Below are 25510 nucleotides of genomic sequence, written 5' to 3'. Positions count from 1 at the left end.
TCCTAGATAGCCTTGGCCTCTTCTTTAAGGAGCTCTACCAGCTCCCTCACCACATCAGGTGCCTCGCCTTCTAGCATGGTAACAGAAGGCCTCTCAGGGGGTCGATAATAGCGCAGTACCTCCTCTTTGGCCCCCGCACGCCCTACTTCATCCGGAGAAAGACCAAGGGCATCCAAATTTAATCTCTTGATCTCTGCCCGCATGGCCTTCATCACTCCAATTACGGGCGGCACACGAGGTTCATTGAGCCCCTTTTGCGCAGAAATAAGGACAGGCAGGGGGGTCCTTATTACCTCCTTGCCTCCCTCTATTTCTCTCTCCACAACAACCGCCCGCTCCTCAGGGGAGACCTGCACCTTCACTACTACGGTAATATGAGGGATACCTAAAAACTCCGCTACCAAGGGACCCACTGCCCCCGAGGAATCATCAAAGGCCTCTCTACCGCAAAAGACCAAGTCATACTTCATTTCTTTAATGGCCTGGGCCAGGGCCTTGGCCGTGGTATACTCGTCCCCACCCTCAAAGGCCGGATCCTCCAATAAGACAGCCTCATCAGCCCCCATCGCCACCCCAGTCCGCAAGGCCTCAACAGATTTTTGCGTCCCTAGAGAGATAACCGTCACCTTACCGGCGCCTACCTGTTCCTTGATCCGCAAGGCCTCTTCCATTGCCAGGGAGTCGAAGAAGTTCAGGGTATATTTATCCTCCACCTCCACTGCCGACCTATCGGCCTTCAACTGGACCATCGCCTCGCTGTCCGGCACCTGCTTCACCAAGACCACAATATTCACGACCAAACCCTTCTTTCTCCAACTGGTCTTTGCCTAGATTATTCCCTTTTCCTTCAACCCCGCAATCTCCTCAGGGCCCATGCCCAGCGTCTTTCCGTAGATCTCTTCATTGTGCTCCCCGAAACGGGGGGGGAAAGATAAGGTCCTATTTATGGACTGCAAGTAAGGTGTCATATAGGGAGGAGGAGGGAGGGTGATCTCGGTCCCTGTCTTGGGGTCCTTGGTGATGAGCAATCTCCTCGCCACCAGCGGGTCTTGGATGACTTCTTCAATGGTGTTGATCTTGGAGACCGGGATGGTCCGTTGATTGAAGATATCGATGAGCTCCTCAGTGGAAAATTGCTTGGTGATCTCGTTTATTTGTCTGTTGAGGTCCTGTACATCGGCAATACGGCCGGCATTGGTCTTATATTCCTCTTTGCTCAAAGATTCAAAGCCAGGTATCTTCGTAAAGTCTTCCCATTGGCGATCGTTGCCAACCGCGATATACACATATCCATCTTTGCTCTCATATACCGAAACCGGGGCGAAGAACTCGTGGGTATTCCCCCGGCGGGTGATCTCTTTGCCGAACGATTTGGTAAGGGTAATGGGGACTGTCAGCCAAGAGACGGTGCTCTCAAACATGGCGAGGTCTATGCGCGTCCCCTCCCCTGTGAGTTGGCGTCTATAAAGGGCCTTCATAATAAGGCCATATCCATGTTCGCTGCTTCCCATATCAGAAAGTGGGACCCCCAAGACCATCGGGGTACCACCCTTCTCCCCGGTCATCTCCATCAACCCCCCCCTCGCCTCCAGGATAGGCTCATAGGCGGCCTCATTGCTATCAGGACCGAATCCAGTCACACCAAACCAGATGATATCCTTTTTAACCCCACACAGGGTCTCATAGTCTATGCCGAGCTTTTGATAGTTTCTGGGGAGTTGGTTGGTGGCGAATATGGCCACATTTAATTGCTCGATCAGGCGATACAATAACTCTCTTCCTTCTGGCACCCCTAAATTGAGGGTGATGGCCTTCTTGCCAGAATTTATGGGCAAGAAATAGGTCCTCAGCAAAGGATCTCCCAGCCTGTCCTCCCCAACCTTCCTGTTGGGGTCGCCATATACAGGATGTTCCAGCCGAATCACCTTCATCCCATCCTGTGCCAGACGATAAGTCAGATAAGGAAGCACAGTGGCCTGCTCTAAACTCAAGACTGTGATACCTGCAAAAAGTTTTTCCTCTTTCATCTTCTAACCCTCACAAAACAAAGTTTGCATACTGTATACAATTTTTATGATCTTTATGCCGATCCTCCCTTGTGGTCTTTCCCTAGTCCTCCTCGATCTCCTATTTTATAAGGCTGGGTAAAAATGTTGCGACCTGGGGAACCATCATCAATATTATAACACACACAACATACGCTGGTAAAAAGTAGGTTACTCCTCTGAAGACGCTTGCTAGAGGAACGTCCTTGGCCATCCCGCCAACCACGTAGGTCGTCGCCCCCACCGGCGGTGTTACTGCGCCCATAGTCGTTACGACAGTTATGGTCACGCTAAACCATATAGGGTCATAGCCGAGTTCTAAGGCCACAGGGTAAAAGATCGGGATAGTAATCATAAGTAGGGCAAGGGCATCCATAACCGCGCCGCCTATCATATAAATAAAAAAAATAATCGCCATAATCATCATGTTGGGTACAGGGAGTGCGGTAACCCAGGTTGCAATGTCAAAGGGAATCCTGGTTACCGCCAGAAATCTTCCAAAGATAACTGCACCAGTAACGATAACAATGACCATACATGATATTCGCAAGGTATCCACAACCGAGGCAACAAACCCTCTCCAACTCAGTCTCCGCTCCGCAAGAACAATAATGAGCGCCATAAAAGAACCTGCAGCCCCGGCTTCTGTGGGGGTAAAGAAACCAAAATAAAGACCGACCATAACGAGTAGGAATAGAATGAGCATCTCTAAGGCGCCTGGAAGGGATATCAGCTTCTCCTTAAAGCTTGTTTTAGGGCCGGCAGGCCCCCACTCGGCATTTACCGAGCACAAAATATAAATGGTTATCATAAAAAGGATAGCCAGTATAATACCGGCCGAAACCCCACCATAGAAAAGCTTAGCTATAGACTGCCCAGTGTATAGACCTATAACAATAAGGACTACACTGGGAGGAATAACAACACCAAGGGTGGACCCACAGGCAATAGCGCCAGTACTCAGCATTGGTTTATATTGATATTTTTTCATCTCGGGAAGAGCTACCGCGGTCATGGTAGCCGCTGTCGCTGCATTAGAACCACAGATAGCGGCAAAACCGGCACATGCCATCACCGTAGCCATGGCAATACCCCCGCGAACCTGTCCTATCCATTTATAGGCTGTATTATACAACTTTTCATTTACGCCAGAATAGAAGGCAATCTCACCCATAAAGATGAAAAGGGGGATTACAGTCAGACCATATTTGGAAAATGTAGTCCACAAGTCAGTACTTACCACGCCGAGAGCTGCTTCAAACGAAACCACATACCAAAACCCGCAGAAGCCCACCACTGCCATGGCAAAACCAACAGGCATTCCCAGAAAGAATAAGGCAAGGAGAAGGATGACTATTCCAATTGTTCCGATAACAGCTAAGCTCACGTATTCAGATCCTTATCCTGCATGAACGACTTCAATAGATCGGTCAACAACACCAAGGAGAGAACAGCGCATCCCAAAGCAAGCCCATAGGTAAAGGGGAAATAGATGATTCTCAGCGTTTCGGTTATTTCTCCTGTCCTCCAGAGGATTGTAGCCCACTTCGCAATCTGCCAGGCAGCAATAGCAAAGAAAATCATGCAGATAAAATAGTTGATACTGTTTAAAATTGCCTGGGTCTTTTGGGGAAATTGATTCACCAAGATATCCACTGCAATATGACCCCGCTTAATTTGAGTATAGCCCAGGGCAAAGCCAGCAACGATGGCACCAAAAAAACCCATAAGCTCAAAAGTGCCCCTGATAGGGATCCAAACAACACGGAGAAATATATTGGAGCATGTCAGAAGTATCATTCCTACCAAGGTGATACCACCAACCCAAAGAAGCAGTTGATTCAGGAATGTGCTTATCTTTTCCAGATAGTTAACCATTGCCCCTTCCTGTACCCCGTCTCTGCCGGCAGAGGGGCACACAAACCCCTCTGCCGGATACTGCAGGACTAGCCTCCGTATTTTTTGCTGTATTTTTTATTCAGCTTCTTTATGTCTTTTAAGATCTTCTTTGCCGGAATGCCTTTTGCTGCAGCGTCTTTGACCCATTTATCCGATATCGGTTCCAGCAATTTATTCCACTTGGCCATCTCTTTTTTCGGAAGGATATATACTTCAATATCATAGGTCTTTTTCGACCAGGCAATGGACTTGTTGACATGATCATCCATGTATTTGCCTGTCCACTCGGCCTGTTCCCTTCCTAGATCTTCCATGACCTTTTTTACATCGGCAGGCAAGGAGTTCCACTTTTTCTTATTCATCACCACAGCAAAGGGGTAAATAACCGTATTGGTTACTGTCACATACCGGCAGATCTCAGCATATTTGAAGTCCATAAGGACCTCAAGAGAAGAAAACAACCCCTGAACCACGCCCTTTCGTAGCGCTTCGGGACATTCTGACTGGGGCATCCCTACCTGGTTCGCTCCCCATGCCTTGAGAATCTGGGCAGCGCCACCTGAAGCTCGCAGGCTCATGCCTTTGATATCGCTCAAAGTTCGTACCGGTTTTTTGGACATGATGTTGGAAGGCGCGCAGGTAAACATGGTCAGGACCTTCACATCGGCAAATTCCTTCGGTTGATACTTATTGTAAATATCCCATAATGTAAGGCTGGCTACCGTGGCATTAGGAAAGCCAACGGGAAGGGCAGTCGCATTCGTTACGATAAAGCGACCTGGCTGATAGGCCATGCAGAGGCAGCCGATATCGGCAGTGCCTGCGATCACACCATCCATCATATTCTTGGCACCGAGCAAGGTCCCCCCAGGGTATGTGTCGATCTTGACCTTACCATCGGTACGCTTCTCCACCTCCTTTGCCCACCGCTCCATCTGGACGCAGGGGAAGGTAGGTGCAGGTGGGAAGTTGGCATAACTGAGTTTTATCACCCCAGCGCTTGCAGATGGGGGAGATACTATGCTGATGGATAACAGTGCCAGAACCCCCAACAATACCACTGCTCCACTGAAAAATCTTTTCCCTTTCATCATCACACCTCCTTAAAAGATTGTTTACCCCGTTTCCCTAACCTAAACTTACCCCCTCACCTTTCCTCTACATAATTTCACCTCCTTAATAAGATTTTAAATTATTCTTTAATTTAAGCTAGTTAAAAACTATATATAAGAACAAAATTGTATACAACCATGCCAATTATTCAACTTAAGGAACTCTTTTGTCAAGCGTTTTTTCCTTGGCCCTCGGAAAAGAGGGACTGCAATCTCAAAATCACATCCTCCTCATAATCTCCCTAGCGATATTCAGCCTAAGGATCTCCTGGGTGCCACCACCATATAGGAGGAACCCTGCGTCCCTGAACATCCTCTCTACTGGATACTCTCGAGAATATCCGTAGGCCCCATGGATCCTCCTCGCCTCATCGACTATCATAATGGCTGCTTCCACTGCATGGACCTTGGCCATCATTGCCTCCGTAGCATAGGGAAGGCCCTCATCCTTCAGGGTACACGCCCTATGCAACAACCACCTGGAGGCCTCCAGCTCTGTGGCCATTCGGGAGATCTTTTCCTGTATCAACTGGTACTTCCCTATTGGCCTGCCAAAGGCCTGCCTTTCCTTTGCATATCGTATAGACGCCTCCAGGGCAGCCTTGCCAAGACCAAGGGCAAGGGATCCCATCATGATCCTTATTTCGTTCAATATCCAGCCCAGATATATCACCCCTTTGTTCTCCTCCTCGCCCAAGAGATAATCCCGCGGGATCCTACAACCATCAAAGGCAATCTCACCTACCCAGGCGCCGAGGGCCCCCATCTTTTCTATCTTCTTCCCCACAGAGAAGCCGTCTGTCCCCCTTTCGACCAAAAAGAAGTTCAGGCCCTTCAATCCCAGGCTCCTGTCTGTAGTGGCCACTACCGTAAAGAAATCAGCGAAAGGAGCATTTGTGATCCACGTCTTTGCACCATTGAGAATGTAGAGATCACCTTCCCTTCTAGCCGTAGTCTCGGTAGATGCCAGATCAGAACCGCAGTTAGGCTCTGTAAAGGCAATGATTCCAATCTTCTCCCCCCTCAATGCCGGCTTGAACAATCGCTCCTTTATCTCCCGAGTTCCGAAGCGATAAAGGAAATCAGTACCCATCAAAGATTGCATCATGCACAAGGCTGCGAAGGCCAGGGACCCTTTGGCTAGCTCTTCGGCAAAGATCGAAAATGTGATGGCGTCGGCATTTACTCCACCGTATTCCTCAGGATATCTGATGCCGAAATAACCCAATCTCCCCACCTCCTTGAAGAGTTCTATGGGAAACTCATCCCTGCTGTCTATCTCTGCGGCAAGAGGAGCGATCCTTTTTGCCACAAACTTAGATATCTCTTCTCTGAAGAATTGATGTTCTCGTGTTAGCATCATGATATCAGATACTCTTTTAGTATTACTTGAAGACTTGACCAAAACGATAACAGGGAAGAATGGACTCCATATGAATTCGTCTCCCAACGATTTTCACCAACATTCCCTAAATAACATAATCACCTTAAACCTGTCTACTCCATAGGCATCAAAAAAGATCTTGATTTTTAAAAGTCAATATTGTATACAGTATACAATATGATCTTATTTTATCAACAATTTCTTGCAATCAACAAAACAGCACTTGACAAAAAACAGATTACTCCTCGGTCTTTTCCAAGGGGTCTGTGTAAAAGGTGCTTGACAAAAACGCTCGTAATTGTAAAATTGTTCACAATTAAGTCCTCACAGTTTATAATATACTGGTATAAAAAGAAAATTTGAGGAGGTTAAAAATGGGGACCGAAGTTAAGTGGGATTATACCAAATACCCAGGGTACAAAAACTACCCCCATCTGTTTAAGCCGATTCAGATCGGTAAGCTAACCATCCCAAACCGGATAAAATATGCTGCTACTGAGGATAATTTAAACGGCAGAGACGGTTTTGTTACCGATGCAGGCGTAGCCTACTTACGGGAAAGGGCTAAAGGAGTTGTCGGTGGTATATGCACTATGCAGGGTGTATATATGGATAAGGGCCGACAAGGTCAGGGATACGTTGGTCAGGCTGCAGCCTGGGATGACAAATTCATACCTGGCTTAAAAAGGCTTGCCGATGTCATTCATGAAGAAAAGGCAATAGCTGCCTGCCAGTTGATGCACTGTGGACGAGTCGGAGCGATTGAGACGGAATATTGCCAAGGGCCCTCGGCTGTTCCCCAACGATTGAGGATTTTTAGGCCTGTCCAAGAGATGACCAAGGCAGACATTAAACAGTGTCTTAAGGAACATGCTGAGGCCACCGAGAGACTGCTCAAAGCGGGATTTGACATCGTTGAGATTTCCGGGATTGTGGGTTATCTTCTTTCCAACTTCCTATCCAGCTATACCAATAGGCGCACAGACGAGTATGGTGGGGATATACGGGGAAGGATGAGGTTTGTTGTGGAATGCATCCAAGAGGTGAAAAAGGTATGCGGCGATAATGTACCCGTTGGTATCAGGCTCTGTTCTGATGAGCTCTTAGATGATGTGGGTGGAAATACACCTGAAGAATCGATGATCACCTATGAAATGGCAGAGGAGGCAGGAGTAGACTACATGAGTGTTACCCTTGGTTGGCAAGAATCGATCTACCCCGTGATCAGCAGAGACATTCCCCAGGGTAACTGGCTCCATTTGGCTGAGCGTGCCAAACAACACCTCAAAATTCCTGTCATGATGGCGTATAGGCTCTTTATCCCGGAGCTACCCAATAAAGCTATTGAAGAGGGCAAACTGGATATCTGGGAGATGTGCCGACCGATGATTGCTGACCCACTTATGCCCAAAAAGGTCCTGGAAGGAACAGAGGACGAGATAAGACCTTGTGTTGCATGCAATCTCTGTCTGGCAAGGCTTTTCCGCGATGCCCCCATGACCTGCTATATTAACCCTGTTTGTGCCCACGAATGGGATCCAAAGTATCAGGTCAAACCAGCAGAGATGGAAAAGAATATTATAATTGTCGGTGCTGGGCCGGCAGGTCTTGAGTGTGCCTGGGTGGCAGCCCAAAGAGGTCATGAGGTCCATGTGTACGATAAGAGAGAGGAATTGGGCGGAACTATTATCGAGGCATCCAAGGCGCCCTATGGAGATGATGAGCTCTATGGAGTAATAAATTTTCACAAGGCTCAATGTGAAAAGGCAGGAGTAAATTTCCATTTAGGCACAGAAGTTACCGAAGAGTTAATAGAAGAGGAGATGCCAGACACTGTTGTCCTGGCAACTGGCCCTCAGTATGTTAAGGGTACTGCCCCTGGTTTTGATCGAGAAAATGTTGTCACGGTACTGGATGTCCTGAATGGAACAGCCCAGGTTGGTGATAATGTTGTTGTCTGGGGAAACATGAAGCCGGGGATCGGAGTGGCCCTGTTCTTGGCCAAACAGGGGAAAAAGGTGACCATCGTAGGAAAAGAAAAAAAGCTTGGAAAGGATATTAATCCCTCCTTTTTATGGCGATATGTTGGCTACTTAAGGCAAAATAAGGTAGCAACTTATAACGATTGCGATATTGAAGAAATTACAGATGATGGTGTGACTGTTATAACTTACGATGGTTATAGGATTCCGGTGAAGGCAGACACTGTAGTCTGTTCAGAGAGAGAGGCAAACACTGTCTTGAAAGATGTAGTTCAGGAAAATGGTATTGAACTTTTTGTAATCGGTGACGCACTGGTACCTCGAAATCTATCAAGTGCGGTTCATGATGGTTACAGAATAGGTATTCGGATCTAAAAGGAGGTTGAAAATGGCACTTGACCCAGAAAAAGAAATAAGTAGCTTGTGGAGGGCATTGCAAGGTGCACAGGGGGCAACCAGGAGAACATTCTATCAAATGCGACAGGCAGCGATTGAGGTTGCTGGTCCTGATGCAAACCCTCTTGATATCGCTGTTAAGGCCTGGGAGATCATTGGTAAAGACACAGGTAAATCATATCTCCCACGCATGAATTTGCTCAAAGGCGAAGAGGGCTTAATGATGAATGTTGCTAGGGCCTATCAAGGATTATGGACAACCAATGGGGCCGTGGTAAAGATCGAAAAGGGCAAAAGCCCTAGTGAAATCTTTATAATATGGGAAAGATGTCCCTGGCCTACCTCAGCCAAAGAATACGGTGCTTCTATGAAAGAGGATCTTTTAGGCTGCGACAGATATCTTCAAGCATTTCTTGAAGAAGTAAACGCCTTCTTGGGTACAAATTTGAAGATAGAGACGCAAAAGGCCATCCCAAAGGGAGATGGTGTGTGTGTCCGGAGATTATACAAACCAGAAGATAAATAATTAGGAGGAGGTCATATGGCTGCTCAGGTAGATCCGCAAAAATGCACAAAGTGTGGAGGGATAACTCAACCTCTCTGCGTAGAGGTGTGTCCGGATGAGGCTATCAGGGTTCAGGATGATAGAATTGTGGTCACTGAGTTTTTGTGTGAAGACTGCAATGAGTGTGGCTACATATGCCCGGACCATGCTATCTCCATTCCTCTTGAATCTGTAACCTTTTAACAACTGTGTGGGGGTAAAGATGAAGATTAACAAGATAGATCATATATGCGTCGCCGTGAAAAATTTGGAGGAGGCCCGGAAGAAGTGGGAACCCATTTTGGGGAAATCGGAACCTGATGATGCCTATGTGGATGAACCAGAGAAGATCAGAGTGGCTCGATATTGGTTGGGAGAAGTGGGCTTTGAGCTGATGGAATCAACCGCTCCAGATGGAGATGTGGCCAAGTTCGTTGAGAAGAGGGGTGAAGGTATCATGATAGTCAGCTTCAATGTAGACAATACCCGCGAGGCCATGGATGAATTGAAAGCAAAAGGTTATCCCTTTATCGGTGGTGCCAGACCCTTCAGGGATTGTGAATTCGCCTTCATTCACCCCAAGGCGGTAAACGGCGTGCTGCTTGAATTGATAGATTATAAGTGGGAAGAATTCAAAAAATAGTTTCGGGGCGAGATGTGCCTCAGTAATCCCTCCCCTGGTGGAAGCAGTTGAAGCCTATACCACTATCATAGGCGAGGTTACTAATACCCTCAAAAAAAGAAATTTTATCACATGGGAGACGACAGATGATAAAAGGAATTAGTCACCTGGGTGTGGCGGTGAAAGACCTCCAAGAAGCGAGGGATTACTATCGCTCGGTCTTTGGGCTTGAATCGTCTGACCCCATTATCAGTGGTGATGGAATGAATCAGGTGAGCATGATTGAGGCGGGTAACATTATAATTGAGCTGTTGCAGCCTATCGGAAACGCGGGGGTTATGGCGAAATTCCTGGCAAAGCGCGGCGAGGGTATCCACCACATTTGTTATGAGGTGGATGATATCAACGCCGAAGTTGACTCACTTAAGGCCAAGGGGATGGAAGTTCTGGGTGAACCGAGACCAGGTGCTGAGGGAATGAGTGTCTTCCTTCACCCCCGAGGGACTCATGGCATCCTTGTTGAGTTGGTGGAAAAGGAATGAGGATATGGATTTCGAGCTAACTGAGGAACAGTTGATGTTTCGGGATATGGCCCGGAAGTTCGCCGAGCAGGAGATTTTACCCACGCTCAAAGAAAACGAGCGTCAAGAGAGATTCGATAAGGGGATTATCAAAAAGATGGGTTCACAGGGGCTACTGGCTCCCCATATGCCCCAGGAGTATGGGGGCTTGGGGCTGGATTATGTTACCTCAGCTATTATCTGGGAGCAGCTCTGCTGGGCTAGTTTGGCAGTAACCCAGGCGGCCACCAGTGGTGCCATTCAACCAGGAACCAATCTTCTCGACGCCGGCAGCGAGGAGCAGAAGCAGAAATACCTGCCCCCAGTGTGTAGCGGTGATTTGGTCCTGTCCGGGGCTGTAGTTGAGCCCAATGCCGGTAGTGATTCGTCAATGATTGAGACTACTGCTGTTCGCAAGGATGATCACTGGGTCATCAATGGTACCAAAACCTTTATTACCAATGGCGAAATAGCTGATGTAGTCTTATTTATCGCCCAGACAGATAAAACTAAGGGTATTAGGGGGCTTGTTAGCTTTATTGTAGAGAGAGGCACACCAGGCTTTTCTAGTACACCACAGAAGGGGAGAATAAGTTGGCGAGGTGGTAGTGAGGGCAACATCCGATTCACCGATATGGAACTTCCCTTAGAGAACCAAATTAGCGAGCCTGGGCGCGCCTTAAGGGATGCCCTGCGAGGCATTGATACTGCTCGTCTGTTCCTAGCTGCTGGTTGTGTTGGTATAGCCCAGAGTTGCCTTGATGCCTCTATAAAGTATGCCAAGGGGCGAATCCAGTTTGGCAAGCCTATCGGTGGTCACCAGTTGATACAGGGGATAATTGCCGATATGGCGACCAAGATTGAGGCAGCTAGATGGCTTACCTATCGTGTGGCTGATATGAAGAGCCGAGGGGTTAGGCATATTAAAGAGATGTCCTATGCCAAGTATTTTTCTACTGAGACTGCTCTTTGGGTGACATCACAGGCAGTTAAGATTCACGGCTCCTTCGGCACTTTTGACGACTATCCGGTAGGGCATCACTACCAAGATGCAATCACAGCTACTATACTTGGCGGCACCGCTCAAATACACCAGTTGACCATCGGGCAGCAGCTTTTGGAGATGGCTGCTTTTACTTAGTAGATACTGAGTATAAATATGGAACAAAGGTTTGATGCCATAGTAGTTGGGGCAGGCCCGGCAGGTTGCGCCTGTGGTTACACATTAACAAAGGCTGGCTTAGAAGTATTGGTGGTGGAGAGGGGGAAATTTGCCGGGGCAAAGAATATGTGGGGTGGGGCTTTCTATGGCCCGAGTATGGGTAAACTGCTACCTAATTTCTGGGAAGAAGCACCCATAGAGAGGTACGTTGCTCACCATAAGTTTTCATCACTCACTCAAGACGCCTGTCTATCCGCTGAATTTACCACAGAGAAATTTGGCCAACCTCCGTATAATGGTTTCACCCTGTTGCGCTCCAAATTTGACCGTTGGTTTGCTACTAAGGTTGAGCAGGCAGGAGCAATCGTTGCTACGGGACTTCAAGCCGATGGCCTTCTTCGTGACGGAAATCAGATTGTAGGCATAAAGGCAGGAGGCGATGAGTTACCAGCCGATGTTGTGGTTGCCTGTGACGGAGTGAATTCTATCCTGGCTCAGGAAGCTGGGCTCAGGGGAAAGATTTTACCATATGATATAAAGCAGGGAGTAAAAGAGGTAATCGAGCTACCCCGTGAAACTATTGAGCAACGTTTCAACCTAAAGGGCGACGAGGGCCTAGCCTGGGAGTTTATCGGTTCCTGTACTAAGGGATTGCCTGGCGGTGCCTTTATTTATACAAATAAAGAAAGCCTATCAGTAGGGATTGTAGTTCAGCTAAGTGCACTCATTGAGAATAAGATTGAGGCTAACGACCTGCTCAATGAATTCAAGGAACACCCAACAGTAGCAAACTTTCTTGCCGATGGTAAACTTGTAGAATACTCAGCACATCTGATACCCGTTTCTGGGGTAGATATGATGCCTACTTTATATACAGACGGGTTTCTTGTAGCTGGTGATGCAGCCTCTTTCGTTGTCGGTACAGGTTTAATACTGGAGGGAGCCAATTTTGCCGTTGCTTCAGGTATTTCTGCAGCTGAGACAGCGATAAGGGCTAAAAAGAAAGGCGATTTTTCTGCGAAGACCCTTTCCCACTATCGAGAATTATTAGAACAGAACTTCGTCCTCAAGGACCTGAAAACGTACAGGAAGGCCCACCATTTTTTAGCTAATCCTCGAATCTACAGTTCCTATCCTGAGCTAGCCTGTAATTTAGCTGAGAGGATTTTTACTAATGATGGCAAGCCGAGAAAGAAGACCTGGCAGTTATTGCGGGGGGCGATGAAAGGGAGGGTCGCATTTGGGCAGATAGCTTGTGACCTGATAAGGGGAAAAGGGGCCATATGAAACCTATGAGCGTAGAGGATAAACTAGCAGTTAACAAATACGATATTGATAGAGATGTTCACATCAACATACACGAGGATATTTGTAAGACATGTAATGAACATTACTGTTTGTATGCCTGTCCAGCTAGCTGCTTTAAGCTAACTGAGGGGCACATTACCTATTCCCACGAGGGTTGTCTGGAATGTGGTAGTTGCCAGATTGTATGTGATAAGGGAGCTGTAGAGTGGAATCTCCCCAGAGGGGGATTTGGTATATGTTACCAATATGGATAGAAAGGGACAGAGATGAATACCATAGTTTGTATTAAACAAATACTGGACCCTGAGATACCGCCGGCAAAATTTAGACTGGATTCTGAGTCCAAGCGAGTTATACCCCCAGAAGGAATACCGCCAGTGATAAACCCCTATGATGAGCAGGCAGTTGAACTGGCGCTAAGGCTGAAGGAGAAACACAAAGGCAAAATAACAGTATTAACTCTTGGCAGCCCTGCCGCTGCCAGTATTGTCAAGCATGCCCTATCGATGGGTGCTGATGAAGGTACTGTTTTGGCTGATGAGGCATTTGAGGGCTCAGATAGTTTCTCTGCGGCCTACATCCTGACCAAGGCGATACAAAAAGTGGGAGATTATGACCTCATACTATGCGGCAGGCAGGCTGCTGATTGGGATGAGGGTGTAGTTGGCTCAATAATTGCTGAGAAACTGGGTTTGCCCCTGGTAACACTGGCTGAAGCAGTAGATGCTGTTGATGGGGAACTAAGGGTAAAGCGGGTAACCCTTGACGGCTATCAGGTATTTGCCGTTCCTACGCCAGCACTGGTAACAGTAAGCAATCAGGTTGGTCAACCTCGACTGCCATCGGGGTGGGGGATTATATCGGCAGCGCGAAAAGAAGTCCCAGTGTGGAATGCTGCTGATATCGGTGCTGACCCATCCCAAGTTGGAGCTAGCGCAGCACGAAGAAAACTGGTCAAGCTTTTCATTCCAGTGCGGGAGAGGAAATGTGAGATTATTGAGGAGGAAACCACAGAGGAGGCATCGGCAAGACTCGCCACCAGATTAAGGGAAGCAGGAGTGATATAGACTATTACCAAGGAGAAGACCATGGCAGAGTATCAAGGCATATTAATCTGTGGTGAGGTGGTGGATGGGAGGATTACCACCATCACCAAAGAACTAATGACTACCGGCAGGAGGCTCAGCGATGACCTCAACCAGCCACTGAGTGTTCTCCTTATCGGGCGGGATATCGATGAGGCAGCCAAAGAGGCTGTCTTCCTCGGTGCTGACAAGGTCTATACCGCTGATGGTACTCCGTTTGCTGAATCACATCCTGAGCACTATACTGCTATGATCGTTGATGTTGGCAAGCGAATAGCCCCCTCAATCATTCTCCTGGGTCAGACTGATATGGGGCGTGACATTGCCCCCAGAGTAGCTGCCAAGCTGGGAACCACCGTCTGCATGGATTGCGTTGAGGTGGCAATAGACCAGGAGACCAGGCTACTGGTTCAAACCAAGCCAGTTTATGGGGGAAACGCAATGGCGGTGTGGGTTTCCGAAGATTATCAGCCTCAAGTAGTCACCCTGAGACCACGGGTAGGAGAGCCGGCTGAGCCAGATACCTCACGGAAAGGTGAGATTGTACCCGTTAGCACTGGTGTGGACGACTCAATGATTAAGGGTAAACTCGTGGAGACGGTTAAAGAGGAGATCAAAGGGATAAGGCTTGAAGAAGCTAAGGTTATTGTGACCGGGGGTGGGGGGATTGGTGGCAGCGAAGGCTTCCAGCTACTGCAAGAGCTGGCACAGGTTCTCGGCGGCACCGTAGGGGTAAGCAGAGTCCCCTGTGATGAGGGGTGGATGCCAATCAGCCTGGAAATTGGACAAACTGGTCACATGGTGAGCCCAGACCTCTATATTGCTGTCGGCATTTCTGGTGCCCTGCAGCACCTTGCCGGTTGCTCAGGCTCAAAGTGCATTGTAGCGATAAACAAGGACCCCGAGGCTCATATATTCAAGGAAGCCGATTTCGGGGTTGTTGGCGATTATAGGAAGGCTCTACCCCCATTGATTGAGAAATGCAGGGCTTTACTGGCTATTTAAATGTAGAATATGTTTTCTGTTACAGACAAGACATTTGAGGCTGCAATGAGGAGGAATATATGGATTACAAAACGAAGCTGTATCCCTCAGCCCTTAACCCTTTATTAATCAAACCTGAGCGTCCCCTTCCTGGGGAAGTGGCCATAGTTGGTGCCGGAACTATTGGTCCCGATATTGGTTATTACCTCAAGACAGCATTGCCAGAGATTAAACTTTTCCTGGTAGATATCGTGGAAGAACCTTTAAAGAAGGCAGAGGGCCGCCTTACGGGATATGCAAAAAAAGCGGTCGAGAGACGAAAGATGAAAGAAGATCAGGCCGAAAAGGTCCTTAGAAATATCGTCTATACGACCAACTATTCCGAAATCAGGAATGCGGACTTGGTTATTGAGGCTGCGACTGAAAACATCCCGCTCAAGCAGAAGATCTTTGCGCAGATAGAAGACTTCGTGAATGAGGATACCATTATCACCTCTAACACGAGTTCCATACCTGCTGACCGAATCTTCTTGAAAATGAAGAAACCTCAACGAGCTACCATCACCCACTTCTTTGCGCCGGCATGGCGAAGCCTTCCGGTAGAAGTCATCACATGGGAAAAGGTAAGTCAAGAAGTGGTAGATTATCTCTTGTGGATGTTTGCCACCACAGGCAAGGCCCCCATCGTCACTGACAATGCCATCTGTTTTATGCTGGATCGGGTCTTCGATAACTGGTGCAATGACGCAGCTTACCTCCTGGATATTGCATCTGCCAGCGAGATTGATCATGTAGCTGAAGAATTTGTCGCTGCAGGGCCATTCTTTGTCCTGAACCTGGCGAACGGCAACCCAATTGTTTTCGAAACCAACACGCTCCAGATGGAAGAGGGGGAACATTATCGACCGGCACCGATTTTACTCTCAGTAAAAGAGTGGCAAACCCCGGGACCCGGGACCAAAATAGAGGTGCCAGAGGATGCAAGAAATACTGTTCGGGACCGTCTGTTGGGAGTTCTCTTCTCTCAATCCTTTGATATCATCGATCGTGGGATAGGCATTTTGGAGGACCTTAACTTTGGTTGCCAAGTGGCCTTGGGCTTCCGCAAGGGGCCTATGGATACCATGAGAGATCTGGGTGAGGCGGAAGTTGACCGGATCATAAGAAAGTTTGGGGCGGAAAGACCAGGTTTCCCTGGGCCGCAGAAGACCTACTCTGAATATCAAGATTTCAGGCGTTTTGTAGTGGTAGACGACATAGACGGGGTCAAGATTATCACTATCCGTCGTCCACAGGCGATGAACGCCATCAGTGATGACGTAAATGACGAGATCTTAAAAGTCCTGAAAGAATATTTAGATGATCCAGGAACTAAAGGGTTTGTGATCACGGGATATGGCCTCACTGCCTTCTCAGCGGGAGCAGACATCGGCAAGTTTCCGCAGATGCTTGGCGACAAGGAAGCATCAGCCCAATATGCCCGTGATTGTGCAAAGTTACAATTGTTTATGGATCAGATGGATAAACCAGTGGTTGCAGCTATCAATGGTTTGGCCCTCGGTGGAGGCTTAGAGGTGGCACTTCGCTGTCACAGTATGGTAGCCGTTAAGAATGCAAGGTTCCAATTTCCAGAGATTACCCTTGGAATTTCGCCTGGCATCGGCGGATGTATTGTTCCTTATCGAAAGTGGCCTGGGGGAGCAGATGCCTTCCATGAAATGCTTTGTTTAGCCAAACCGATTGATGCAAAAGAGGCGGCAGATATTGGTATGGTGACAAGGCTGACAAATAACTATTTTGACATGATCCAAGAGGCGGTAAAAGAGGTCAATAATCTCCAGGGTAAGGTCAAGCGGATTCCAGACGACAGGGTCGATATACCTGATGTGAAAGTTCCGGAACAGCCAATGTCTGGCAAGCTGCCTTTGAGCAAGGAGGCCATTTCGATAATAGTGAAGATAATTAAAGAGGGGGCCGCTGCCGATCGTTTCACTGACGCCCTGGAGATTGGCTATCAAGGCTTTGGTGAAATTGCTTGCACTGATGCTGCCAAAGAAGGGATATCCGCCTTCCTTGAGAAAAGACAGCCAGTGTACAAAAAGTAAACCTGAAGTAAGGCTAAATCTTAGTGCCCGGAAGGGTTACGGGTAAGAAGGGAGGAAGAGAAATTGGTTGGCGTTACTGCGTATGGTACTTATGTCCCGTTATTTCGGTTGGACAAGAAGGTCATAGGTGGGAAAGGCGAGAAGGCTATCTGTAACTTCGATGAAGACAGCATAACCATGGCCGTGGAGGCCATTAACAATTGTCTTAAGGGGAAAGATAGAGAGATGGTTGATTCCCTCTATTTCGGCACTACTACCTCGCTGTACAAGGAACATTTAGGTGCTACAACGATCGCTATGGCCTCTGACCTCAAAGAGAATGTATATGCCGCTGAATTTGGTAGTTCACTGAGGGCAGGAACAGCGGCCTTTAAGGCAGGCATCGATGCAGTTAAGGCGGGTTCAGCCAAGAATGTCCTTGTAAGTGCTGCTGACTGTCGGCTAGGACCCCCGGGCTCAGCCTTAGAGAGAAACTTTGGTGATGGCGCGGCTGCCCTACTCATTGGCGATACAGATGTTGCTGTCACCATGGAGGGCACCTACTCGGTCTACAATGAAATAATTGACGTATGGCGGAGTGACGCTGATCGCTTCGTGCACACCTGGGAAGACAGATTTGCCATAGAACAGGGTTACCTACCCTCTATGCATCAGGCAGTTGCTGGGCTAATGGAAAAGTTTCATTACAAACCTTCTGATTTTGCTAAGGTTGTTTTTTATAGTCCTGATGGCAGAAGAAGTACTCAATTAGCACGTGGTCTGGGGTTTGATATCAAAGCACAGTTACAGAACCCGTTGATTGACATTATGGGCAACACTGGTGCTGCCTCAGCGTTAATGTTATTGGTGGCAACCCTTGAGGAAGCGAAAGTTGATGACCTGATTCTGCTCGCCAGTTATGGGAACGGGGCTGATGCCTTTGCCTGCAGAGTAACTGAGAATATCGACAAGATTAGAGGGCAGGGCTTAGGGTTAAACGGGAACCTGGCCTCCAAAAGGGTGATGACTGACTATTTAAAATATCTGAGGTGGCGTGGGATATTGCCTATAGAGAAGACGCCAGGACCTGTTGCAGCCTATTCGGCTGTGGCAGCGAAAAGGGAGTATGATCGGAACATTAGTCTCCATGGTTCCCGATGTAATGCCTGTGGATATATCCAATATCCACCCCAGAGGGTATGTACCCACTGTTATGCCAAGGATCAGATGGAACCATATAGCTTCGTGGGTAAGAAAGGAAAAATATTTACCTACACCCTGGATTATATAACTCCCCGGGCTGAGGTCCCTACAGTGACCGTAGAGGTGGATTTTGAGGGGGGCGGTAGAATCCAGTGCTACATGACTGAAGTGGATGTGGACAGAGTTGAAGTTGGTCTGCCGGTAGAAATGACCTTCCGGAGGTATACGTTGTGGGAAGAGATAGCACTCAGAGAAGGTGTCTATCTTTACTTCTGGGAAGCCAAGCCCTTGAGGGCCTAAGGGAACAAAAAAGCAAGGAGTGACAATTATGGAAGGTATTAAGGACAAAGTGGCCATAGTCGGGATGGGTTGCACCAAATTTGGGGAGCTATGGGATAAGAGTATTGAGGATCTCACCGTAGACTCCTGCTATGAGGCATTTGAGGACGCTGGCATAGACCCCAAGGATATCCAGGCGGCCTGGTATGCGAGCCGTGAGTCAGGGTTTACTGGTGCACACTTGGCCCGAGCCTTGAAGACAAACTACTTACCGATAACCAGGGTCGAAAACTTCTGCTGTGGAGGACAGGATGTCCTGAGAAATGCATGCCTCGGGGTAGCCTCAGGTGTTTATGATCTCGTCTTGGCCTGCGGTGTGGAGAAGACCAAGGATCATCATGGTGGCTTTGGTCTCTTCATCCAGGAGCCATTGGACAGGGGGATGACAGAGTGGGACATACCTCCGGCAAGTCAGTTTGGCCAATATGCAACCAGGTATTTTTACCACTATCGCGACTATTATAAGTGGGATTTTGAAGGCTTCAAGCGAGTATTGGCTATAATCGATGTAAAAAACCACGATAATGGATTGTTAACCCCCAAGGCTCACCTGCACAGGAAGATAACCATTGAGGACGTGCTTACGGCACGCATCATTTCCTGGCCATTTACCTTATACGATGCCTGCGGTATGAGTGATGGCGGAGCCGCTGCCATTGTAACGACGCCCGAAATAGCCAAGACCCTGAGAAAGGATTACATTCTGGTGAAGGCCCAGGCATTGGCAACCGGTGCTGCTCAATCGACAATGCACCCTGAATTTGATTTTGTCCATATTCCAGAAAATGTAGCTGCTGCTAAGGCTGCCTATCAAGAGGCGGAGATAACGAACCCTCGTGAAGAGATAAGTATTGCAGAGCTCCATGATTGTTTCAGCTCTACTGAGCTTATAACCATTGAGGATTTGGAATTCAGTCCTCGGGGTAAGGCCCCAGAAGATGTTATGGCTGGTAGATTCCTTCTTAAAGGTGAACAACCAATTAACACGGATGGTGGCTTGAAGTGTTTTGGTCATCCCCTCTCGGCAAGTGGACTTCGAATGACCTACGAAATCTACAAACAACTACAGGGAAAGGTTGACAATCCTGAAAGGCAGGTGAAGAATCCCAGGCTTGGCCTCATCCATAATGTAGGGGGTAATGTCGGTATCCATGTCAGTGCAGTGACTATCTTTGGACTGCCAGAATAGGAACTCCAGCACCTTAAGCTCCTTCCTTTGGTTGCATAACAGAGGAAAAGCCCGGGGATAATTACCTAAAATTCAGGCAAGGAAAAAGGGTCTTATGACTAGACAAGAGAAGGAATATGAGGTCTTTCTAATAAAGGTTGACGCTAAAAGATGCAATGGATGTGGTCAATGCATAGAATGTTGTCCAGTAGATGTTTTTGAGGCCCGAGATGGCAAACCAATCCCTGTAAGTCCCCAAAATTGCTTAGGGTGTGACACATGCAGAGCAATTTGTGAAAAAGAAGCTATCATTATAACCGAAATATAATCTCTCAACGAAATCTGAAAGTGTAGAGGTAATACATATGTCTGACTCAATTCTAATAATCGGTGGAGGCATTGCTGGTATCAACGCTGCCTTAAATGCTGCCGATTATGGTTGTAAGGTCTATCTGCTTGATGATACACCCAGCATCGGTGGGATGATGGCAAGGCTGGACAAGACCTTCCCTACAAATGACTGCTCCATATGCATTGAATCTCCCCTGATGTATGAGGTTGACAATCATCCCAATATAGAGATCCTCACCAATACTGAAGTTCGAAGGATTAATAAGAGCAATGGTACCTTCAAGGTTCGATTGCTGAAGAAGGCCAAATTTATTGACGAAGAAAAATGCACTGGCTGCGGAGCATGCGTAGAGGCCTGTCCAGTCAGTGTTCTTGATGAACTGGATGGAAAAATCGGTGGAATGAGGAAGTTGATCTACATGGCCTTTCCACAAGCTGTACCAAATGTCAGTGTCATTGACCCACAGTGCCGTTATGGAAAGATGCGGGAGCAAGGTGCTTGTGTAGGGGGGTGTGTTGTAGACTGCAGCCAGTGTCGCGAATGCCCTATTGCCCTTTGTGTCCTGGCGTGTAAGAAAGAAGGAAAAGATGCAGTGGTGCTCTGGCAGGCTGATAAGCGCATGGACGTTGATGTAAAAAGCATTATTGTAGCTACGGGCATAAGGCCCGCGGAGCCAGATACAGGGGTGTATGGCTACGATATTTACGAGAATGTAATCACCAATATTCAGTTTGAACGATTAATGAATGCAGGTGGTCCCACAGCGGGAGAGATTATCAGGCCATCAGATAAGAAACATGCGAAGAAGATCGCCTGGATCCAATGTGTTGGTCGCGGGCTTAAAGAGGGACTGCCATACTGTTCAAAGGTATGTTGTATGATTGCTGCCAAGCAGACGATCATTACGAAGGAACACGATCGCTCTGTGGAGACGGTGATCTTCTATAACGATCTAAAGGCCTATGGTAAAGGGTTCTGGGCCTTCTATCAGAAAGCCATCGAGAACGGAGTACGCTATGTAAAGGCGAGGCCTTTTGATGTGTTTGAAGATCCCGAGACCAAGAATTTGACGGTGAGATACGAGAATCTGGATACAGGTAAGATTGGGGAAGAGGAGGTAGAGCTACTGGTTCTGTCGATGGGCCTTGTGCCGAGCGACCGGAATAAAAGGCTGACAAAAGTGCTGGGGATTGAGCTAGACGAATACGGTTTCTTTAAAGAAAAAGACTCCTTACTGGCGCCTTTGGAGACCAATGCCGAAGGGATCTATCTGTGTGGCGGTGCCACAGGTCCAATCGATATCTCCGAATCGGTCGTCCAGGCGTCAGCAGCGAGCCTGAAAGCAGCATCGAGAAATAATCAGAGGGAGTCAAATGAGTGAGGATATCAGGGTTGGTGTATTTGTCTGTGATTGTGGTTCAAACATTGCTGGTGTTGTGAATGTGCCCGCGGTGGTGGAGTATGCCGCGGGACTCAAAGATGTTGTCTTTGCTGAAGAGGGGAAGTGGTCATGTTCTGTGGACTACTTAGCTCATATGCAGGAATGCATAAAGGAACATAATCTCAATAGGGTGGTTATTGCGTCCTGTACGCCAAGGACCCATGAACCCCTTTTCAGAAGGACGGTAAAGGAGGCAGGAGTAAACCCCTATCTACTTGAATTCGTAAGTATCAGGGAACAGGTTTCCTGGGTTCATAGGGCAGACCCCCTAAGGGCTACGGAAAAGGCAAAAGATCTCGTAAAGATGGGTGTGGCCAAGGTCAGACTCCTTGAAGAAGGAGAAGAAATTAGACTCCCTGTCAAAACAGATTCCTTGGTAATCGGCGGTGGAATGGCTGGCATGACTGCTGCGCTGAGTCTGGCTGATCAAGGCTTTAACGTGAAAATCGTGGAGAGGGAACCGCAACTTGGGGGTCTTCCCAACAAAGTATGGCGCATTTGGAATGATGGCACGGAGATTGATGCGGATGATTTGGTTAAGGCTCGAGCGGAGCCCGTCTACAATCACCCTAATATCAAAGTCTATACGAATGCTGAGATAGAAAACGTTGAGGGCTATATCGGAAACTACAAAGTTACGGTGAAATCCAATGGATCGAGCGAGATATTCGACGCCTCTACAATCATTGTAGCGACCGGAATGCAAGAGATAGAGCCCGTGGGTCAATATGGCTACGGTGATGACCCGCGCGCGGTAACGCAGCTGCAACTGGAGGGGATGCTGAAAGAGAAAAAGATCGATAACGTAAATGACGTAGTAGTAATCAACTGCGTCAATTCCATGAATGAGTCCCGTGGCTGTTGTAATATCGGGTGTGAGGTCTCGGTTAAGAATGCCCTTGGGTTAAAGGAGCTGAAGGGCAGTGCTAATGTTCACATCTTGTATAGGGACCTATGCATGGTAAAAGAGGAACGGGGGCTCGTCGAAAAAGCGAAACGCGCGGGCGTCAAGTTCATACGGTTTCCTGATGACCATTATCCAGAGGTATCAAAGAATAATGGCCAGTTAGCAGTGAAGGTCTACGACGTCCTCCTCGGCAGAGAATTTACCATCCCAGCTGATTTGCTTGTGTTAACTACTGGTTTTGAAGGAGACAGCAGTATAGAGCAGATTAAAGGTCATTTGAAGGTATCTGCAAATGCAGAGGGATTCTTCCAAGAGGCGCATATCAAGCTGGGTCCGCTAGATTTTCCTGCTGATGGTGTCTTTCTCTGTGGGGGTGCCCGATCTCCAAAAAATGTGAAAGAGGCCTGTGAAGAAGCAATGGGAGCAGCAATGAGGGCCTCTATTCCTATGAAGAGAGGGTACATTGAGGCGGAAGGAATTGTTGCAGAGATAGACCTAAATAAGTGCACTGGTAGTCAAAGCAGGAAGAAGTGCGGCCTCTGCATTGAAAATTGCCCTTATAACGCTATACAGTGGATGGATGATAAACCCAATGTGATCAAGGCGTTGTGTAAGGGATGTGGTCTGTGTGCGGCAGACTGTCCCACAAATGCCATAACTATTATCCATTTCTCGGACGAGCAGATCTATGCCCAGATAGAAGCTGCCCTGGAGGAAAAGCCTGAGGAAAAAATCATTGGTTTCGTTTGTCACTGGTGCTTTTTGGGCGCAGTGGATATGGCCGGCGTCAGCAGGCTTCAATATCCGCCTAATGCACGATTGATAAGGGTCATGTGTTCAGCACGAGTTGCTTCTAAATTTGTGCTTCGTGCCTTTGAACTCGGGGCCGCCGGGGTCTTAGTAGGAGGATGCGAATTTCCAACATGCCATTACATTGTCGGTAATTATAAAGCCGAAACACGGATGGAACGGCTCAAGAAGAAGTTGCTTAAGGAAGGATATGATCCGGATAGACTTTGGGTCATATGGTGTTCAGCAGCAGATGGGCCGAAGTTCGCAAATACGATGAGAGAGATGCACAAACAACTTAACCTTGTGTGAAGGGCCATGGAATTAGCAACAACAGAGACGGAGACAAGCAAGATCGCTCTAGGAGACAAAATTTATGATGTATCGATGTTTAGGGCCTGCGAACAGTGCGGGCGTTGTAGCTCTGCGTGCCCGTTGACCGGTGTAGATGGCTTCAATATCCGTCGTATTATAAGACACATAGAGCTTGATTTAATAAATGAAGTTGCTGACTCCCCTCTGCCGTGGTTTTGCACCACGTGTGGCAGGTGTGAAGAGGCGTGCCCCAACGGTATTGAAATCCTGGACATTATACGGATCCTGCGCCAGTTGTCTTCTCCGGAATGGGTCCCAGAGGGAATCCCTTGTGTGCTTGCCTGTCCAGTGAATTTAAATATACCCGGCTACTTGAGGCTCATTGCGGAGGGAAGGATTAATGAGGCCTATGCCTTGATTCGGGAAAAGGTCCCGTTTCCAGGTATCTTGGGTCGTGCCTGCACCCATCCGTGTGAAGATGCATGTAGGCGCGTGGATGTCTTCAACCAGCCCATTGCAATATGCGCGCTCAAGCGTTATGTGGCGGATAACCAAGACGGTGTACCAGAGCAGGTATCAAGGATAGAAAAGGATACTGGCCATAAGGTGGCCATCGTTGGGGCCGGTCCTGCCGGTTTGACAGCGGCGTTTTATCTGAGAAAGAAGGGCCATCAGGTCACTGTTTTTGAAGAACGATCAGAACCAGGTGGAATGATGCGTTATGGCATCCCGGCCTACCGTTTACCCCAGGAAATTGTCGAGAAGGAAATCAAGCAGATATTTGATCTCGGAATTCAATTGCAACCAGAAACGAAATTGGGCAGAGATTTTGATTTAAACCAGTTAAAATCAGATGGGTATGAAGCCGTGTTTCTAGCAGTCGGGGCTCAGGGAAGTCGAAAGATAGACCTGGAAGGGGCAGATCTGAATGACGTTTTCTGGGGTGTCGATTTTCTGTGTGACGTAAGAGAAGGGAAAGAGGTTCCGGTTAAAGACAGGGTACTGGTGGTTGGAGGGGGTAATGTGGCCATTGATGTATCACTCACCACATTACGTCTTGGGGCCAAAGAAGTAACAATGGCTTGCCTGGAAAGCAGGGAAGAGATGCCAGCCAACCCGTGGGAAATCGAACAGGCCGTCGAAGAAGGGGTCAAATTGATGCCTTCCTGGGGTCCTTCAAGAATAATGGGAACAAATGGGAAGGTTTCAGGAATAGAGCTGGTCCGATGCACCTCGGTCTTTGACAGCGAGGGTAATTTTTGCCCCAGCTTTGACAGTGCCACCAAAGAGATAGTGGAGGTTGATCAGGTTATACTGGCCATAGGTCAAACCGCGGATCTTTCTTTTGTTGATATTCAAGGGTTGTTGAAGGTTGATAAGGGTCTGATTGTGGTTGACCAAGATACACAGGAAACAGACATGCGCGGTGTCTTTGCCGGTGGTGATGTAACTAAGGCCCCTGGTACCATTATAGATGCAATTGCCGCTGGCCGAAGGGCTGCCAGCTCTATTGATAAATTTTTAGGCGGAGACGGTAATATAGACGAGACCTTCGTGGAAATGCCGCCTGAAGAACCTGCAACAGGAAGAAGGGACAGAGGATTTGCGGACCTGAAGCGAGAGGACGTACCGAAACTCCCTGTTGAAGAACGACACACGAACTTTGCCGAAGTTGACCTCTGCCTTGGTGAAGAGCAAGCAATCAGGGAAGCAAAACGCTGTCTGCAATGTGATTTGGAATTGGCTATTAGTCAACATCATAAGTTGTAATGGTTACCCCCTTATCTCGGTCTCAAAAGTTTACCATTCCAGGTGGAAGATCCCTTGTT

At 47.9% G+C, this 25510-nt stretch carries 22 protein-coding genes; 16 read left to right on the top strand and 6 right to left on the bottom strand.

Annotation, left to right across the window (positions count from 1 at the left end; translation table 11 throughout):
• Positions 1-2: 2 nt before the first annotated feature.
• The 6 genes from JRI46_02535 to JRI46_02510 all read right to left on the bottom strand — a co-directional run bounded on the left by JRI46_02535 (position 3) and on the right by JRI46_02510 (position 6416).
• On the bottom strand, positions 3-794 hold the full coding sequence (locus JRI46_02535; protein ID MBW2038464.1) for an electron transfer flavoprotein subunit beta/FixA family protein: 792 nt from the start codon (positions 792-794) through the stop codon (positions 3-5).
• 33 nt (positions 795-827) lie between these two features.
• Positions 828-2027, bottom strand: a complete 1200-nt coding sequence (locus JRI46_02530) for a CoA transferase (protein MBW2038463.1) — start codon at positions 2025-2027, stop codon at positions 828-830.
• Between the two features lie 100 nt (positions 2028-2127).
• A complete protein-coding gene (locus JRI46_02525) occupies positions 2128-3432 on the bottom strand; it encodes a TRAP transporter large permease (GenBank protein MBW2038462.1) in 1305 nt (434 codons plus the stop codon).
• On the bottom strand, positions 3429-3923 hold the full coding sequence (locus JRI46_02520) for a TRAP transporter small permease subunit (GenBank protein ID MBW2038461.1): 495 nt from the start codon (positions 3921-3923) through the stop codon (positions 3429-3431). The genes JRI46_02525 and JRI46_02520 overlap by 4 nt, the downstream gene beginning before the upstream one ends.
• 68 nt (positions 3924-3991) lie before the next feature.
• Positions 3992-5035, bottom strand: coding sequence for a TRAP transporter substrate-binding protein (locus tag JRI46_02515; GenBank protein ID MBW2038460.1), 1044 nt, complete (start codon positions 5033-5035; stop codon positions 3992-3994).
• Positions 5036-5276: 241 nt separating this feature from the next.
• Positions 5277-6416: an acyl-CoA dehydrogenase family protein gene (locus JRI46_02510; GenBank protein MBW2038459.1), complete on the bottom strand. Its 1140-nt coding sequence runs from the start codon at positions 6414-6416 to the stop codon at positions 5277-5279.
• Between the two features lie 398 nt (positions 6417-6814).
• Here JRI46_02510 and JRI46_02505 point away from each other — a divergent pair, with 398 nt between their 5' ends.
• The 16 genes from JRI46_02505 (at position 6815) to JRI46_02430 (ending at position 25451) form a co-directional block, all read left to right on the top strand.
• A complete protein-coding gene (locus JRI46_02505; protein MBW2038458.1) occupies positions 6815-8797 on the top strand; it encodes an FAD-dependent oxidoreductase in 1983 nt (660 codons plus the stop codon).
• Positions 8798-8810: 13 nt separating this feature from the next.
• Positions 8811-9344, top strand: a complete 534-nt coding sequence (locus tag JRI46_02500; GenBank protein MBW2038457.1) for an L-2-amino-thiazoline-4-carboxylic acid hydrolase — start codon at positions 8811-8813, stop codon at positions 9342-9344.
• A gap of 15 nt (positions 9345-9359) precedes the next feature.
• On the top strand, positions 9360-9566 hold the full coding sequence (locus JRI46_02495; protein MBW2038456.1) for a ferredoxin: 207 nt from the start codon (positions 9360-9362) through the stop codon (positions 9564-9566).
• Positions 9567-9585: 19 nt separating this feature from the next.
• Positions 9586-10005 (top strand): VOC family protein, encoded by a 420-nt coding sequence (locus JRI46_02490; GenBank protein MBW2038455.1) that lies wholly within the window; start codon positions 9586-9588, stop codon positions 10003-10005.
• A gap of 125 nt (positions 10006-10130) precedes the next feature.
• The gene (gene mce, locus JRI46_02485; protein ID MBW2038454.1) at positions 10131-10526 is read left to right on the top strand and encodes a methylmalonyl-CoA epimerase; all 396 of its coding nucleotides are present in this window, start codon (positions 10131-10133) and stop codon (positions 10524-10526) included.
• A 4-nt stretch (positions 10527-10530) separates the two neighbouring features.
• A complete protein-coding gene (locus tag JRI46_02480; protein ID MBW2038453.1) occupies positions 10531-11685 on the top strand; it encodes an acyl-CoA dehydrogenase family protein in 1155 nt (384 codons plus the stop codon).
• Between the two features lie 18 nt (positions 11686-11703).
• Complete coding sequence (locus JRI46_02475; GenBank protein MBW2038452.1) at positions 11704-12993, top strand: FAD-dependent oxidoreductase; 1290 nt, start codon at positions 11704-11706, stop codon at positions 12991-12993.
• Between the two features lie 287 nt (positions 12994-13280).
• Positions 13281-14081, top strand: coding sequence for an electron transfer flavoprotein subunit beta/FixA family protein (locus tag JRI46_02470; protein MBW2038451.1), 801 nt, complete (start codon positions 13281-13283; stop codon positions 14079-14081).
• A gap of 21 nt (positions 14082-14102) precedes the next feature.
• Positions 14103-15104, top strand: a complete 1002-nt coding sequence (locus JRI46_02465) for an electron transfer flavoprotein subunit alpha/FixB family protein (GenBank protein ID MBW2038450.1) — start codon at positions 14103-14105, stop codon at positions 15102-15104.
• A 59-nt stretch (positions 15105-15163) separates the two neighbouring features.
• Positions 15164-17188, top strand: a complete 2025-nt coding sequence (locus JRI46_02460) for an enoyl-CoA hydratase/isomerase family protein (protein ID MBW2038449.1) — start codon at positions 15164-15166, stop codon at positions 17186-17188.
• A 63-nt stretch (positions 17189-17251) separates the two neighbouring features.
• Positions 17252-18670 (top strand): OB-fold domain-containing protein, encoded by a 1419-nt coding sequence (locus JRI46_02455; protein MBW2038448.1) that lies wholly within the window; start codon positions 17252-17254, stop codon positions 18668-18670.
• Between the two features lie 28 nt (positions 18671-18698).
• Positions 18699-19898: an acetyl-CoA acetyltransferase gene (locus JRI46_02450; GenBank protein MBW2038447.1), complete on the top strand. Its 1200-nt coding sequence runs from the start codon at positions 18699-18701 to the stop codon at positions 19896-19898.
• Between the two features lie 94 nt (positions 19899-19992).
• Positions 19993-20205: a 4Fe-4S dicluster domain-containing protein gene (locus tag JRI46_02445; protein ID MBW2038446.1), complete on the top strand. Its 213-nt coding sequence runs from the start codon at positions 19993-19995 to the stop codon at positions 20203-20205.
• Positions 20206-20242: 37 nt separating this feature from the next.
• Positions 20243-21610, top strand: coding sequence for a CoB--CoM heterodisulfide reductase iron-sulfur subunit A family protein (locus JRI46_02440; GenBank protein ID MBW2038445.1), 1368 nt, complete (start codon positions 20243-20245; stop codon positions 21608-21610).
• A complete protein-coding gene (locus JRI46_02435) occupies positions 21603-23678 on the top strand; it encodes a hydrogenase iron-sulfur subunit (GenBank protein ID MBW2038444.1) in 2076 nt (691 codons plus the stop codon). Before JRI46_02440 ends, JRI46_02435 begins: the two co-directional genes overlap by 8 nt.
• A gap of 6 nt (positions 23679-23684) precedes the next feature.
• Complete coding sequence (locus JRI46_02430) at positions 23685-25451, top strand: FAD-dependent oxidoreductase (protein ID MBW2038443.1); 1767 nt, start codon at positions 23685-23687, stop codon at positions 25449-25451.
• Positions 25452-25510 lie beyond the last annotated feature (59 nt).

This window comes from Deltaproteobacteria bacterium (assembly GCA_019308925.1).
GTDB lineage: Bacteria > Desulfobacterota > B13-G15 > B13-G15 > RBG-16-54-18 > JAFDHG01.
Note: the sequence above shows the minus strand (reverse complement) of the source record. Positions and strands in the feature narration are given on the sequence as shown.